This window comes from Oceanicaulis sp. HTCC2633, assembly GCF_000152745.1.
Classification (GTDB): Bacteria; Pseudomonadota; Alphaproteobacteria; order Caulobacterales; family Maricaulaceae; genus Oceanicaulis.
Genome location: NZ_CH672428.1, coordinates 747,608 through 762,484, shown reverse-complemented (window position 1 = coordinate 762,484; position 14,877 = coordinate 747,608). Strand labels below are relative to the sequence as shown.

The window sequence follows — 14,877 nt, the reverse complement described above, 5'->3', positions numbered from 1 at the left end:
CCTATTTCAAAGTTCATTTACAAGAAGCCCCCCAAGCGGAATGAATTCCGGCTTCAGTGACCTGTTGGAAAAACTGTGATCACTCTGTCACCGTTCCCCATAAGGGGGATTGGGGCCACAATCCTTGGTTGACCACTCTCTTTTCAGGGGAATAGGCTTTCCCTGCACCCCTTTTGCGTGTGCAAAGGGGCGCTCATGCATAGGCTGTCAGCATCTTTTAAAAGGGGAGGTGCGGACGGCTTTGTTTTCACATGAAGCGGGGAGATACTTATGCTTCGAAGCAAAGCACTGACTCGAACTCTGCTCTGCGCGACCATGCTGTCCGGCATGGCCATGGCAGCGCCCTCGGCTCTGGCCCAGGAAGAGGATGATGACGCGAATACCGAAACCATCACGGTGACGGGCACGCGCATCCAGGCGCCCAATGTGGTTGCGACAAGCCCGGTGAATTCCATCGGTCAGCAGGAGCTTGAATTCCAACTGACGCCTGAGCTCGAGCGGGTTTTCCGGGACCTGCCCGTGACCATTCCCGGGGATGGCGCCAACGTCAACAACGGCACCGCTGGCGCAGCCACGGTGAACCTGCGCGGGCTGGGCTCTGGACGCTCGCTGATCCTGATCGACGGCAAGCGCATGGTGCCCTACAACTATAATGGGCTTGTCGACATCCAGACCCTGCCGGCCTCCATGGTGGAGCGGATCGACATCGTCACCGGCGGCGCCTCTGCCGTGTACGGCTCCGACGCCATGGCGGGCGCGATCAACTTCATCCTGCGCGATGACTTCGAAGGCCTGGAAGTCTCGGGCTCCACTTCGATCACGGAAGACGCGGACGGCGAGGTTTATTCCCTCGACACGCTGCTCGGCACCCAGTTCGACAACGGCGCTGGCCATGTCATGCTCGGCGCGAACTATACCCGTCGCGAAGGCGTGCTTCTGGGCGATCGCGATTTCGGCATCGTCGGGGTGAGTTCGACCAATGGCTCGGGGCTGGACGGCTCCATCGTTCCACCACCCGCAGAATGCGAGAGCCCGAATGTCGTCGGCGTGTCCGGCTCGGGTTCCACCACCTCCATGCCGGCGGTGCTCGACCTGGTTGGCGGCTCTTTGCAATTCCGCGCTGACGGATCGCTCGGCAGCCGTTGCACGCGGTTCAACTTCAACCCGTACAACTATTACCAGACCCCGCAGGAACGCTATTCGTTCACGACGGTCGGCAACTACGAAATCAACAACAACTTTGATTTCTATACCCGTGCGACCTTCTCTGCGACGAATGTCCGCCAGCAGGTGGCTCCGTCGGGCGTGTTCGGCAACGTCTTCGAAATCCCGCTGATGAATCCGTTCCTGACCGATTCTGCGCGTCAGAGCATCATCGCCAACATCAATGGCGAGCTGGCGGCGGATCCGACTCTGACCCTGGTTGATGCGGGCGTGATTGACCGCAATAGCGATGGCGTCCTGGATATGGGCGATTCCATCAGCGTTCCGGTTCGTCGTCGCACGTTGGAACTGGGCACCCGATCGGAAGATTTCGACTCCAACATCTTCCAGATCGTGGTCGGCATGCGTGGCGACCTGTTCTTCGGCGACTGGACCTATGACACCTCGTTCCAGTATGCGGAATCGGACCGGACCACCGTTCGCGGCGGCTACACCAACGTGGCCAATGTCGCGACGGCTCTGAACACGATTTCCGACACCGAGTGTGAAACCCCTGACGGTTCTGTGACCGCGGGGTGCGTGCCGATCAATATCTTCGGCCCGTTCGGATCCATCACTCCGGAAGCGGCCGCCTACGCCAGCGCCACAGCGCTGCAACAGCAGCTGTATGATCAGACCATCGCATCCGCCAGCATGTCCGGCTCGGTTCCTCTCACCAGCCCGTTTGCTGAAAACTCTGTCCTGCTGGCCTTCGGCGCCGAGTATCGTGAAGAAAACGGCGAGTTCATTCCGGATGAATGCCTGAAACTTCCGCCGGTCAGTTGCCAGGGCGGCGCAGGCGGCAACCAACTGCCGATTGCGGGCGGCTTCAGCGTCTATGAAGGCTTCGGCGAAGCTATCATCCCGCTGGTCGAAGGTCGTCAGTTCATGGAGAGCCTGCAGGCTGAACTGGGCTTCCGCTATTCCGAGTATGATCCTGGCGACGGCAACGAAACCTGGAAAGCCGGTCTGAGCTGGGCTGTGAATGATCAGCTGCGCTTCCGCATCATGCAGCAGCAAGCTGTTCGCGCGCCGAACGTGGGTGAGCTGGCGTCTCCGGTGACCACGGGCCTGGACAACGCTCTGTCTGATCCGTGCTCGTCCACCAATGCCGGCAATATCGACGCCGAGTTGCGTGCGCGTTGTATCGCTACCGGCATGCGTGATAGCCAGGTCGGTAATGTGAACGACATCGTGTCGGGGCAGATCAATGTGTTCACAGGCACCGACCCGAACATTCTGCCGGATCCGGAAACCTCCACCTCCTTCACTCTGGGCGCCGTGTGGCAACCGGAGCTGGGAGGCGTGTTCTCCAACACGTCCATCTCGCTTGATTACTATGACATCAAGATCGAGGATTACATCGGCACGCTGTCCGGTCAGGAAGCTCTGGACGCCTGTTATGTGGTCGGCGATGACGCGGCTTGCGAAGGCGTCAAGCGGATCGGCGGCGGTCTGAGCACCGCGGGTGCGGGCGTTGAGGCCTTCATCACCAATCTGGAATGGCGCAAGGCTGAAGGTCTCGAGCTGTCGGCCTCTACCGACATCGATTTGCCCGACGGCTTCGGCAGCCTGAATATCGGCCTGAACGCCAACTACTATCTGGCCAATGAGCGTCTGTCGGCCGAGTTCAGCCCGGTCACCGATTGTAACGGCTTCTACGGCAGCTCTTGCGATCCGGTTCCGGAGCTCCGCTTCGTGCAGCGGACCACCTGGACCGCAGGCAATTTCGACGTGAGCCTGCTGTGGCGTTATCTCGGCTCCCTGGACGCCCAGCCAAACGAGGCCTCCGCCCTGTTTGAAGAGTTCCGTTCCATTGATGCCTACAGCTATTTCGATCTGACGGCTCGGTGGTACATGACGGAGAACGTCAATCTGTCCTTTGGCGTCGACAACCTGCTGGACGAGCAGCCTCCGATCATCGGTTCCGATACGGGCACGACCTCGTTCAACAGCGGCAACACCTTCCCCAGCCTCTACGATATTCTGGGACGCACCTATACGGTGGCGGTGAAAGCCAACTTCTAGGGCGTTCATCGCGTCCGGCATGCAGAGGGGCGGCCACTGGCCGCCCCTTTCGTTTTGATTCGTCCGAGGCTGATGCTCGCCGGGGCGGGCGGTTCGGCGAAAAGCCGTACTCCGGCGTCTGCGTTACAGCCTCGCAGGCTTGGGAAAGCGCCTCTTTCGTGGAAATCCATCACAGGTTGTTGCCGGAAGCTTTCGAGATCATTGCCCCGAGGTAATAGTTACCAATTAGACACATTGCCATATTGTGGACAAAATATGTCTATTCTGGACATAAAGAGGTATATTGGGGGATAAGAACACAATTCAAAATCGTATATTGGGCAAATTTGCAACAGTGATATTGCGCAAACACGTCACCCTGAAAAGTTCACTTTTAAGGCGAAATATGCGGCGCCTACCGTGGGGCATCCACTCGGCTTCGAGTGCGACCTGTTTCGTGACCTGCCCTGAGCAGGTCTTGCCTCTGATTTCGGGGAGACATGAATGTCCTACAAGAATCTCAAGACTTGGGCGCTGGCCTCAAGCCTGCTTGCTGGTCTGGGCGCTGTCAGCGCGCCGGCTCTGGCTCAGGAAGAGGGCGCTGACGCCCAGCAAGACATTATCCAGGTGACCGGCACGCGCATTCAGCGCGGCAACATGACCGAGGCGACCCCGGTCAACACCTTCAACTCCGAGCAGTTCGAACTGTCCGGCGCCGTGAATACCGCGGAACTGCTGCGCACCCTGCCGGCGGTCGGCGTGTCCTCGCTGACCTCCACCAACTCCAACTTCACGGTTGCCTCTTCGGGTGTAAACACCATTGAGCTGCGCAACCTGACTGAAGATCGCACGCTGGTGCTGATGAACGGCCGTCGCTTCGTGGCGGGCCTGCCGGGCACCAACAATGTGGACTTCAACTCCATCCCGACCGAGCTGATCGATCGCGTTGACGTCGTCACCGGCGGCGCGTCCGCCGTTTACGGCTCCGATGCGCTCGCCGGCGTCGTGAACGTGATCCTGAAGGATGACTTCGAAGGTGTTGTCGCCTCCACTCAGGCTGGCATCTCCGACGAGGGCGATGACGAAACCTACCGCGCCTCGCTGACCATGGGCTCCATGTTCGACCAGGGCCGCGGCAATGCCGTCGTCTCCACCACCTGGTCGCGTGAGAACGGCGTCTACGCCCGCGACCGTGAAGGTCTGGACCGTGACGGCCTGTCTCGCGCCTATTTCGACCCGACCGTCGAAAACTGGCAGGAAGACGTGATCCCGTATTACTCTTCCTATTCCGAGCGCGGCCGCATCCTCATCCCGGGCCTGTCCGCAGGCGGCACGCCGACGAACGCGGCCAATCTGGTGTTTGACGAGACCACCGGTCAGGTGCGTCCCTTCACCTCCGCGAACCCAGACGGCTCCGCGCTCGACGGCTTCAACCGTCAGGCCTACCGCGCGATCGCCGTGCCGACCGAACGCTTCACCTTCTCCTCGCTCGTGAACTACGAAGTGAACGAGAAGATGAACTTCTTCTTCGAGGGCACCTACGCCTCGACCGAGACCACGTCCTCCCTGGAGCCGTTCGCTCTGGCCTCTGATGACGTGTTCGGCGACAACGCCGCCCAGTTCGTCGATGTTGACGGCGACGGCGTCTATGACCGCTCCACCAACGGCATCTCCATCCTCAACCCCTACGTCCCGCTGGCCATGCGCCAGGCGGCCCGTGACGCCGCCGACTTTGACGGCGACGGCATCCAGGATGTGGCCGACGAGGATCTGGTGGTCGGTTTCGTGCGTCGTATGACCGAGGTCGGTCAGCGCGCTTCCGCCAACACCCGCCAGACCGCACGGATCGTGTTCGGCCTGGAAGGGGATCTGACGGACAACTGGTCCTATGAAGTCAGCGCCAACCTGGGTCGCACGACCCAGTCGCAACGCTCTTCGGGTCAGGTCAACGTCCTGAACCTGCGTCAGGCGCTCAACGCGACCACGCTGAACGGCGAAATCGTCTGCGCAGATGAAATCGCGCGGGCTCAGGGCTGCGTGCCGGTCAATATCTTCGGCAAGGGCTCGATCTCGCCGGAGGCTGCCGCCTACATCAACGCCCCGTCCTCGCGTCAGGCGGAAATCACCCAGCAGGTCTATTCGGGCTTCCTGTCCGGCGATCTGGGCTTTGCGTCCCCGTTCGCGGAAGAGAATGTCCAGGTTGTCGTCGGTGCGGAATACCGCTCCGAGGAATCCGAGAGCGTTCCGGACGCGCTGAGCCAGTCGGGCCTGAATGGCGGCAACGTGTCTCCGGCCGTTTACGGTGACTTCCAGGTGGCCGAGCTCTTCGCAGAAGCGGAAATCCCGCTTGTGCAAGGGCGTCAGTATGTCGAGGACCTGCGTCTGAACCTGTCCGCGCGTGCGTCTGACTACACCACTGTGGGCCAGACCTTCGCTTGGGCCGCCAACGTTCAGTACACCCCGATCGATATGCTTCGCTTCCGGGCGCAGTATTCGGAATCCGTGCGTGCGCCGAACATTGGCGAGCTGTTCCAGCCGCCGTCAGAGACCTTTGAGGGTGCTGATGACGTCTGTGCGGGCCTGACCCTGTCCGGTTCCGATCCGGCCTTCTTCAACGCCGCAGACGACGCCACCTCCGGCGTGGACTCCTCCACGGTCAACTCCTCGCTGGCCCAGGCCTGCTTTGCGGATCCGTCCGTTGCGGCGCGTGTGGACCGGGACGGCTTCTACATCCCGACCCAGGGCGAGATCCAGGGCATCGCCGGCTTCAACGGCGGCAACCCGAACCTCTCCGAGGAAACGGCGACCTCCATCACGCTGGGCGCGGTCTTCTCTCCGGAGTTCGGCAATCAGTGGATCGACAACTTCGCGCTCTCTGTTGATTACTACAACATCGAGATCGAAGACGCGATCGCCGGGATTGCGCGTCAGACGTCCGTCAACCAGTGCTATGACAACGGCACGGGCGCCTATAACGCCAATTCCGTCTTCTGCTCCAACATCGTGCGTTACAATTCCGGCCCGTCCATCGGCGCCATCAAGGAGCTGAACGCCCTGCAGCAGAACCTGGCCACCATCGAAACCGCCGGCATCGACGTGCAGGCCAGCTACTTCCTGGGCCTGAACGACGTGTTCACCAACTCCAGCTGGGGTCTGGGCGATCTGAACTTCACCCTGACCTACGGTTATCTGGAGAAGTGGGAGCAGCAGGCGTTCCCGGGCGCGGAGGTGATCGACTATTCCGACACCGCCGGTCTGTTCGAGCACGAAGTCCTGTTCTCCACCGTCTACCGCAACGGCCCGCTGACCGTCGCCTATGACATGAACTGGATGCCGGAAACCCGTCTGGAAGCCACGGGCGACCTGTCTGAAGCCATGGTCCCGTCTGCGACCTTCCAGGACGTGCAGGTGCGCTGGGCGTTCGAGAACCAGCTCGAGCTGGTCTTCGGCGTGGACAACCTGACCGACGAGTTCATCAAGTACGGTCAAGGCTTTGACTCCACTGGCACCGGCACGGACGGCGCCATCTACGACGCCATTGGTCGTCGCTGGTATGTGGGTGCGCGCAAGACCTTCTAAGTCTTGATCGAACCTCATATTTGAAGGGCGGCGGGTCTTGTGTGAGGCCCGCCGCTTTTATATGGGAAAAGGGCTTTTCTTCTGGGCTCAGGCTCGTTAAAAGACCGGCTTCCGAATAACGGCCCGCTTCGTTTGTGCGCGCGCAATCCCTACATGGATGGTGCGAGCACGCGCCGCGGGCCGCTGGGTCTAGGGGTGTAGCTCAGCTGGTAGAGCGACGGTCTCCAAAACCGTAGGTCGGGGGTTCGAGCCCCTCCGCCCCTGCCAGGCCCGCAACACGTGATCGGTGACGTGCCGAAGGGAAGATGACGAACGCCATGGCGCGAGACACGAAAAACCGTCCGTCCGGCAAGACCGGCGCTGCTGGCAAGGCAGGCGCTGCGCAATCTGCGCCGCCCGCCCGCAAGCGGACGACGAGCCCGCTGAAATTCTTCAGCGAGGTGCGTCAGGAAGGCCGCAAGGTCACCTGGACGTCGCGCAATGAAACCCTGGTCTCCACGATCATGGTCGTTGTGATGGCCTCGTTCGCGGCGCTCTTCTTCTTCGGGGTCGATTCGATCATCGGCTTTGTCGTCAATCTTCTTCTGGGTCTGGGAGCCTGAGCGAATGGCTGCAAAGTGGTACATCGTTCACGCCTATTCCAACTTCGAGAAGAAGGTGGCCGAGGCGATCAAGGCCGAAGCGGCCCTGCAGGGGCTTGAGGACAAGTTCGAGGAAGTGCTCGTGCCGACCGAAGAGGTTGTCGAGGTGCGCCGCGGCCGCAAGGTCAACGCAGAGCGCAAATACTTCCCCGGCTATGTGCTGGTGAAAATGGACATGACCGACGAGGCCTATCACCTCGTCAAGGACACCCCGCGCGTGACGGGCTTCCTGGGTTCGGGCCGCCGTCCGACCCCGGTTCCGGAAGCTGAAGTGCGCCGCATCATGGGGCAGATGGAAGAGGACGCCGAGCGTCCGCGGCCGACTGTCTCTTACGAAGTGGGTGAGACCGTGCGCGTCATCGACGGTCACTTCCAGAGCTTCAACGGGCTCGTCGAGGAAGTGGACGACGAGAAGGGCGTTCTCAAGGTCGCCATCAATATTTTCGGCCGGGCCACCCCGGTCGAGCTGGAATACGCTCAGGTCGAGAAGATCGCCTGATCGTAGACAGGTGCGGGAGGTTCCGGCGAAAGACCATGCCGGGGCCGCACCGCGCCGCCCATCGAGAGGAGCCGCGCTTTCATGAGCGCGGCTTATTGTGCAATCCCCAGGCGCTGCTAGCGGCGCTGTTAGGAGGACAGGGACATGGCGAAGAAGATCGCGGGTTACATCAACCTGCAAGTTCCCGCCGGCGCAGCCAACCCGTCGCCGCCCATCGGGCCGGCTCTGGGTCAGCGCGGCGTGAACATCATGGAATTCTGTAAGGCGTTCAACGCCAAGACCCAAGAGATGGAAAAAGGGATGCCGATCCCGACCACCATCACGGTCTATCAGGATAAATCGTTCACCTTCATCACGAAGACCGCTCCGGCGAGCTTCTTCCTGAAGAAGGCCGCGAAAGTTCAAAAGGGTTCTGGCGAGGCCGGCAAGGCTGCGCCGATCGCCACCGTGACCGCGGCCCAGTGCCGTGAAATCGCGGAAGCGAAATTCAAGGACCTGAATGCTAACGACCTGGACGCTGCGACCAAGATCATTGAAGGGTCTGCGCGCTCCATGGGCTTTGAGGTGGTGTAAGCATGGCCAAGATTGCTAAGCGTATCGCCGCCGGCCGCGAAGGTCTGGACCGCGAAAAACTGCACACCGTCACTGAAGCTGTGAAGCTGGTGAAGGAGCGTGCGACCGCCAAGTTTGATGAAACCATTGAAGTGGCCGTCAATCTGGGCGTTGACCCGCGTCACGCTGACCAGATGGTCCGCGGCGTCGCCAACCTGCCCAACGGCACCGGCCGCTCCATGCGCGTGGCTGTGTTCGCCCGTGGTCCGAAGGCTGATGAAGCCAAGGCTGCTGGCGCCGAAGTCGTCGGCGCGGAAGACCTGGTCGAGCAGATCCAGGGCGGTGAGATCAACTTTGATAAGGTGATCGCCACCCCGGACATGATGCCGCTGGTCGGTCGCCTGGGTAAGGTGCTGGGTCCGCGCGGCATGATGCCGAACCCGAAAGTCGGCACCGTGACCATGGACGTGACCAAAGCGGTCGAAGCGTCCAAGGGCGGCGCTGTTGAATTCCGCGCTGAAAAAGCCGGTATCGTTCACTGCGGCGTCGGCAAGGCCAGCTTCTCTGAAGCCGCCATTGCCGAGAACGTGCGCGCTCTGCTGGAAGCTCTGGTGAAAGCCAAGCCGACTGGCGCCAAGGGCCAGTACGTCAAGGCCATCGCGCTGAGCTCCACCATGGGCCCGGGCGTGAAAGTGGACGTGGCTGAAGCGTCTGCACCGGCGGAAAACGCGTAAGCGTAATCGCTGGACCTGAGTTTCCGTCGGGGCGATCTGATCGTCCTGACGGATGTCCGGACCGGGAAGGGGGCTTCGGCTCATGAACCGGTCCACCTGTCCGAGATCCTGGGGGAGGCTTCGCGCCTCTTAATCCAACCGGCCCCGGGTGAGACAGAGCGACAATCGATACTTCCGCCTCGCGCTGGAAGGGTCGGTTCGAGCCCTGGGACAGGCCAACGCCGCAAGGCGGCCTGATCCGATGTGGAGCAGGCTTACCTGCGGCGGCTTGAGCGAGCCGTCCATAGGGGGCGGCTCAAAAAGGGAGACCGCAATGGATCGTACGACCAAAGAAGCGGCGGTCGAGGAGCTTTCCGAAATCTTCGGAAGCGCCGGATCCGTCGTGCTGACCCGTTATTCGGGTCTTACCGTTGCGGAAATGACCAAGCTGCGTGGTGATCTGCGCGAGGTGGGCGGCAAACTGAAAGTTGTCCGCAACCGTCTCGCCAAGATCGCGCTGAAGGGTCAGAAAGGCGAGGCCGCCTCCGACATGTTCGAAGGCCCGGTCGCTATCGCCTATTCTGAAGACTTCACGGCTGCGCCGAAAGTTGTCGTGGAATTCGCCAAGTCGAACGACAAGTTCGACCTGGTGGGCGGCTTCATGGAAGAGGAAATCTTCGACGCCAAGGGCGTGGAAGCACTCTCCAAACTGCCGTCTCGCGAAGAGCTTATCGGCGCCATCGCGGGTCGTCTCCTGGGCCAAGCTGGCGAAATCGTCTCGCGCCTCACCGCGCCGGGCAACACGCTGGCCGCTCAGATCGAGACCATCCGGGAAAAAGCCGAAGCCTAGTCGTCTCTGCACATCGAACCGATACCCTGATTACCGCAAGGAACTGAACCATGGCTGATATCGCCAAACTCTGCGAAGAACTGCTGTCGCTGACCATCCTGGAAGCGAAAGAACTCAACGACCTTCTTGAAGAAAAAGGCATCAAGCCGGCCGCCGCTGCTGTGGCCGTTGCTGGCCCGGCTGCTGGTGGCGAAGCCGCTGCTGCTGAAGAGAAAGACGAGTTCGACGTGATCCTGGTCGACGCTGGCGACAAGAAAATCAACGTCATCAAAGAAGTCCGCGCCATCACCGGCCTGGGCCTCAAAGAAGCCAAGGAACTGGTGGAAGCCGGCGGCAAGGCCGTCAAAGAAGGCGCCGCCAAGGCCGAAGCTGAAGACATCAAGAAGAAGCTCGAAGACGCAGGCGCTAAAGTCGAGCTCAAGTAAGGCGTATTCGGGCCGGGCTTGGTTCTGGTCCGAAGACGTAATACGACGTACGGGCGTGCGGGGATTCCCGCGCGCCCGTCACGCCGTTAAAGTTTCCTCTGCAGGTCGTTCCGTTCTGGGGCCTGCAGATGGACCGCGACGGAACACCCCTCGTTCCAGGCGCGGTTGACCAGAGCGGGTCTTGGGGGACCTTAGGGTCCTAACGCAAGCGCCAGGCTGTAGAGCCTGCGAAGGGAGCGGAAATGGGTCTGTCGTTTACCGGCAAGAAGCGCATTCGCAAATCGTTCGGCCGTATTCCCGGTGCGGTCGAAATGCCGAACCTCATCGAGGTTCAGAAGCATTCCTACGAACAGTTCCTGATGAAGGACACCGCTATTGCGGACCGCCCGGATGAAGGGCTGCAGGCGGTGTTCAAGTCCGTGTTCCCGGTGAAGGACTTCTCCGAGCGCGCTCTGCTTGAGTTCGTCTCCTACGAATTCGAACCCCCCAAATACGACGTTGAAGAATGCGTTCAGCGCGACATGACCTATGCCGCTCCGCTGAAGGTCAAGATGCGTCTGATCGTCTTTGATGTGGACGAAGAGACCGGTTCCAAGTCCGTCAAGGACATCAAGGAGCAGGACGTCTACATGGGCGATATTCCGCTCATGACCGACAAGGGCACGTTCATCGTCAACGGCACCGAACGCGTCATCGTCTCCCAGATGCACCGCAGCCCGGGCGTGTTCTTCGACCATGACCGCGGCAAGACCCACGCGTCTGGCAAATACCTCTTCGCCGCCCGCATCATTCCGTATCGCGGCTCCTGGCTGGACTTCGAGTTCGACGCCAAGGACATCCTGCATGTGCGCATCGACCGCCGCCGCAAGCTGCCGGCGACGACCCTGCTGTACGCGCTCGGTCTCGACAAGGAAGAGATCCTGTCCACCTTCTATGGTCGTGTGACCTATGAGGCGGGCAAGGACGGCTGGACCATGCCGTTCGTGAAGGAACGCTGGCGCGGGATCAAGCCGCAGCGCGACCTGATCGACGCCAAGTCCGGTGAAGTGGTCGCCGCCGCAGGCAAGAAGATCTCCGCTCGCGCCGCCAACAAGATGGCCGAGGACGGTCTCGAGAAACTGCTTGTCTCGTCTGAAGAGCTGATGGGCAAGTTCGCCGCCGAGGACCTCGTGAACGCCGAAACCGGTGAAATCTTCGCCGAAGCCGGCGACGAGCTGACCGAGGAAGTGATCAACGCGATCAACGAAGCAGGCGTGGACAGCCTGGATGTGCTAGACATAGATGGCCTGTCCATCGGCGGCCACATGCGCACCACGCTGGCCGCTGACAAGAACGACACCCGTGAGCAGGCGCTGATCGACATCTATCGCGTCATGCGTCCGGGCGAGCCGCCGACGCCGGAGACGGCCGAAGCGCTGTTCGCGGGCCTGTTCTTTGATCCCGAGCGCTATGACCTGTCCCCGGTCGGCCGCGTGAAGATGAACATGCGCCTGGACCTCGAGTGCCCGGACGATGTCCGCGTGCTGCGTCAGGAAGACATCATTGAAGTGCTGCGCGTCCTTCTGGACCTGCGGGACGGCAAGGGTGAGATCGACGATATCGACAACCTGGGCAACCGTCGCGTCCGCTCCGTCGGCGAACTGATGGAAAACCAGTATCGCGTCGGCCTGCTGCGCATGGAACGCGCCATCAAGGAACGCATGGGCTCGGTGGATATCGAGACCGTGATGCCGCACGACCTGGTCAACGCCAAGCCGGCGGCCGCCGCCGTGCGCGAATTCTTCGGCTCCTCGCAGCTGTCGCAATTCATGGACCAGACCAACCCGCTCTCGGAAGTCACCCACAAGCGCCGCATGTCCGCGCTTGGCCCGGGCGGCCTGACCCGCGAGCGCGCCGGCTTTGAAGTCCGTGACGTGCACCCGACCCACTATGGCCGGATCTGCCCGATCGAGACGCCAGAAGGCCCGAACATCGGCCTGATCAACTCGCTGTCCACCTATGCGCGCGTGAACAAGTACGGCTTCATCGAGAGCCCGTACCGCAAGGTCGAGAACGGCAAGCTGACCGACCAGGTCGATTATCTGTCGGCCATGCAGGAAAGCCGCTATTCCATCGCGCAGGCGAACGCCGGCGTGGACGAGAACGGCATGCTGGCGAACGAGTTCGTCAACTGCCGCGTCGGTCCGGGCCGTGACGCCACGCTCGTGCCGCGTGAGGATGTGGACTATATCGACGTGTCGCCCAAGCAGGTGGTGTCGGTTGCGGCCTCGCTCATTCCGTTCCTGGAAAATGACGACGCCAACCGCGCTCTGATGGGCTCGAACATGCAACGCCAGGCCGTGCCGCTCGTTAAAGCGGAAGCTCCGCTCGTGGGCACCGGCATGGAAGCTGTCGTGGCGCGTGACTCCGGGGCCGCCGTGGCGGCGCGCCGGGACGGCGTGGTCGAGCAGGTGGACGCCCAGCGTATCGTGGTCCGTGCGACCGGCGAGATCGGCGCGGCGGAATCCGGCGTCGATATCTATCGCCTGTCCAAGTTCCAGCGCTCCAACCAGTCCACCGCCATCAACCAGCGCCCGATCGTGCGCGTGGGCGACAATGTGCGGGCCGGGGACATCATCGCGGACGGTCCGTCGACCGATCTGGGTGATCTGGCGCTCGGCCGGAACGTGCTCGTCGCGTTCATGCCGTGGAACGGCTACAACTTCGAAGACTCCATCCTCATCTCCGAGCGTATCGTGCGTGACGACGTGTTCACCTCGGTGCACCTGGAAGAGTTCGAGGTCATGGCCCGCGACACCAAGCTGGGCCCGGAAGAGATCACGCGCGACATCCCGAACGTCGGCGAGGAAGCCCTGCGCAACCTTGACGAAGCGGGCATTGTGGCGATCGGCGCCGAAGTGGAAGCCGGCGATATTCTGGTGGGCAAGGTGACGCCGAAAGGCGAAAGCCCGATGACCCCGGAAGAGAAGCTGCTGCGCGCCATCTTCGGTGAGAAGGCGTCTGACGTGCGCGACACCTCGCTGCGTCTGCCGCCGGGCACCACCGGCACCATCGTGGAAGTCCGCGTCTTCAACCGTCATGGTGTGGACAAGGACGAACGCGCCATCGCCATCGAGCGTGAAGAGATCGAGCGTCTGGGCGAAGACCGGGACGACGAGCTCGCCATTCTCGAGCGCGACATCTATGGCCGTCTGCGCGAGATCCTGATCGGCAAGTCCGCCGTGTCGGGCCCCAAAGGCTTCAAGAAGGGCGAAGTCACCGCTGAGGCGCTGGAAGAGGTTCCGGCCAGCCAGTGGTGGAAGATCGGCCTTGAAGACGAAGCCGCCATGGCCGGCGTTGAGGCTCTGAAGAAGCAGTACGATGAGTCCAAGGCGCGCCTGGATCGTCGCTTCGAGGACAAGGTCGAGAAGCTGCAGCGCGGCGACGAGATGCCCCCGGGCGTGATGAAGATGGTCAAGGTGTTCGTCGCGGTGAAGCGCAAGCTGCAACCGGGCGACAAGATGGCCGGCCGTCACGGCAACAAGGGTGTTATCTCCAAGATCAATCCGATCGAGGACATGCCCTTCCTGGAAGACGGCACCTCTGTCGACATCGTTCTGAACCCGCTGGGCGTGCCGTCGCGCATGAACGTGGGTCAGATCCTGGAAACCCATCTGGGTTGGGCCTGCAAGGGCCTGGGTCGTCAGATCGGCGAAGCCTATGAAGCGTACAAGCGCAATGGCGACCAGGGTGATCTGAACAAGATGCTGATCAAGGCCTATGGCGATGATCAGGAGCTGCCGGAGACCGAGGAAGAGCGCGCCGAACTGGGCCGCAACCTCGCCAACGGCGTTCCGATCGCGACCCCGGTCTTTGACGGCGCACGGGAAGATGACATCGTTGATCACCTTCAGCGTGCGGGCTTTGACAAGTCGGGCCAGTCCGTCCTCTACGACGGCCGGACCGGCGACCAGTTCAAGCGCCCGGTCACTGTGGGCATCAAGTACCTGCTCAAGCTGCACCACCTGGTGGACGACAAGATCCACGCCCGCTCCATCGGCCCGTACTCGCTCGTCACCCAGCAACCGCTGGGCGGCAAGGCGCAGTTCGGCGGCCAGCGCTTCGGCGAGATGGAAGTGTGGGCCCTGCAGGCTTATGGCGCCGCCTACACCCTGCAGGAGATGCTGACGGTGAAGTCGGACGACGTGGCGGGCCGCACCAAGGTCTACGAGGCCATTGTGCGCGGCGACAACGCCTTCGAAGCCGGCATCCCGGAAAGCTTCAACGTGCTGGTCAAGGAAATGCGTTCGCTTGGTCTGAATGTGGAGCTGGTCAACCAGTAGGCTGACCGGATCAGACAAGAGAGCGAGCGATCGCGTAGCGGATATCAGGCGGCGGGCCCGGCCCCCTCAAACCGGCCCCGCCGCCG

9 protein-coding genes and 1 tRNA gene are annotated in these 14,877 nt (G+C 61.6%); all 10 read left to right on the top strand.

Features of this window, described 5'->3' with window-relative positions; genetic code table 11:
• Positions 1 to 270 precede the first annotated feature (270 nt).
• The 10 genes from OA2633_RS03725 to rpoB all read left to right on the top strand — a co-directional run bounded on the left by OA2633_RS03725 (position 271) and on the right by rpoB (position 14,791).
• Positions 271 to 3,231 carry a TonB-dependent siderophore receptor gene (locus tag OA2633_RS03725; protein WP_040612434.1) on the top strand — a complete coding sequence of 987 codons (2,961 nt, stop codon included), beginning with the start codon at positions 271 to 273 and terminating at the stop codon, positions 3,229 to 3,231.
• A gap of 483 nt (positions 3,232 to 3,714) precedes the next feature.
• A complete protein-coding gene (locus OA2633_RS03720; RefSeq protein WP_009801151.1) occupies positions 3,715 to 6,789 on the top strand; it encodes a TonB-dependent receptor domain-containing protein in 3,075 nt (1,024 codons plus the stop codon).
• 191 nt (positions 6,790 to 6,980) lie between these two features.
• Positions 6,981 to 7,056: transfer RNA gene (locus OA2633_RS03715), tRNA-Trp, on the top strand.
• Positions 7,057 to 7,094: 38 nt separating this feature from the next.
• The gene (gene secE, locus OA2633_RS03710; protein WP_241760690.1) at positions 7,095 to 7,391 is read left to right on the top strand and encodes a preprotein translocase subunit SecE; all 297 of its coding nucleotides are present in this window, start codon (positions 7,095 to 7,097) and stop codon (positions 7,389 to 7,391) included.
• Between the two features lie 4 nt (positions 7,392 to 7,395).
• A complete protein-coding gene (gene nusG / locus OA2633_RS03705; protein WP_009801149.1) occupies positions 7,396 to 7,929 on the top strand; it encodes a transcription termination/antitermination protein NusG in 534 nt (177 codons plus the stop codon).
• A gap of 144 nt (positions 7,930 to 8,073) precedes the next feature.
• A complete protein-coding gene (gene rplK / locus OA2633_RS03700; protein ID WP_009801148.1) occupies positions 8,074 to 8,502 on the top strand; it encodes a 50S ribosomal protein L11 in 429 nt (142 codons plus the stop codon).
• 2 nt (positions 8,503 to 8,504) lie between these two features.
• Entirely contained in the window at positions 8,505 to 9,215 is a 711-nt protein-coding gene (gene rplA / locus OA2633_RS03695) for a 50S ribosomal protein L1 (protein WP_009801147.1), read from the top strand.
• Between the two features lie 313 nt (positions 9,216 to 9,528).
• Positions 9,529 to 10,044: a 50S ribosomal protein L10 gene (gene rplJ, locus OA2633_RS03690; RefSeq protein ID WP_009801146.1), complete on the top strand. Its 516-nt coding sequence runs from the start codon at positions 9,529 to 9,531 to the stop codon at positions 10,042 to 10,044.
• A 50-nt stretch (positions 10,045 to 10,094) separates the two neighbouring features.
• Complete coding sequence (gene rplL, locus OA2633_RS03685; RefSeq protein WP_009801145.1) at positions 10,095 to 10,469, top strand: 50S ribosomal protein L7/L12; 375 nt, start codon at positions 10,095 to 10,097, stop codon at positions 10,467 to 10,469.
• Positions 10,470 to 10,711: 242 nt separating this feature from the next.
• Positions 10,712 to 14,791: a DNA-directed RNA polymerase subunit beta gene (gene rpoB, locus OA2633_RS03680; protein WP_009801144.1), complete on the top strand. Its 4,080-nt coding sequence runs from the start codon at positions 10,712 to 10,714 to the stop codon at positions 14,789 to 14,791.
• The last annotated feature ends 86 nt before the right edge of the window (positions 14,792 to 14,877 follow it).

Excerpts from the sequence above, each read along its gene's own strand:
- OA2633_RS03725 (WP_040612434.1), top strand. The coding sequence starts at position 271 with ATGCTTCGAAGCAAAGCACTGACTCGAACTCTGCTCTGCGCGACCATG.
- OA2633_RS03720 (WP_009801151.1), top strand. The coding sequence starts at position 3,715 with ATGTCCTACAAGAATCTCAAGACTTGGGCGCTGGCCTCAAGCCTGCTT.
- secE (WP_241760690.1), top strand. The coding sequence starts at position 7,095 with ATGACGAACGCCATGGCGCGAGACACGAAAAACCGTCCGTCCGGCAAG.
- nusG (WP_009801149.1), top strand. The coding sequence starts at position 7,396 with ATGGCTGCAAAGTGGTACATCGTTCACGCCTATTCCAACTTCGAGAAG.
- rplK (WP_009801148.1), top strand. The coding sequence starts at position 8,074 with ATGGCGAAGAAGATCGCGGGTTACATCAACCTGCAAGTTCCCGCCGGC.
- rplA (WP_009801147.1), top strand. The coding sequence starts at position 8,505 with ATGGCCAAGATTGCTAAGCGTATCGCCGCCGGCCGCGAAGGTCTGGAC.
- rplJ (WP_009801146.1), top strand. The coding sequence starts at position 9,529 with ATGGATCGTACGACCAAAGAAGCGGCGGTCGAGGAGCTTTCCGAAATC.
- rplL (WP_009801145.1), top strand. The coding sequence starts at position 10,095 with ATGGCTGATATCGCCAAACTCTGCGAAGAACTGCTGTCGCTGACCATC.
- rpoB (WP_009801144.1), top strand. The coding sequence starts at position 10,712 with ATGGGTCTGTCGTTTACCGGCAAGAAGCGCATTCGCAAATCGTTCGGC.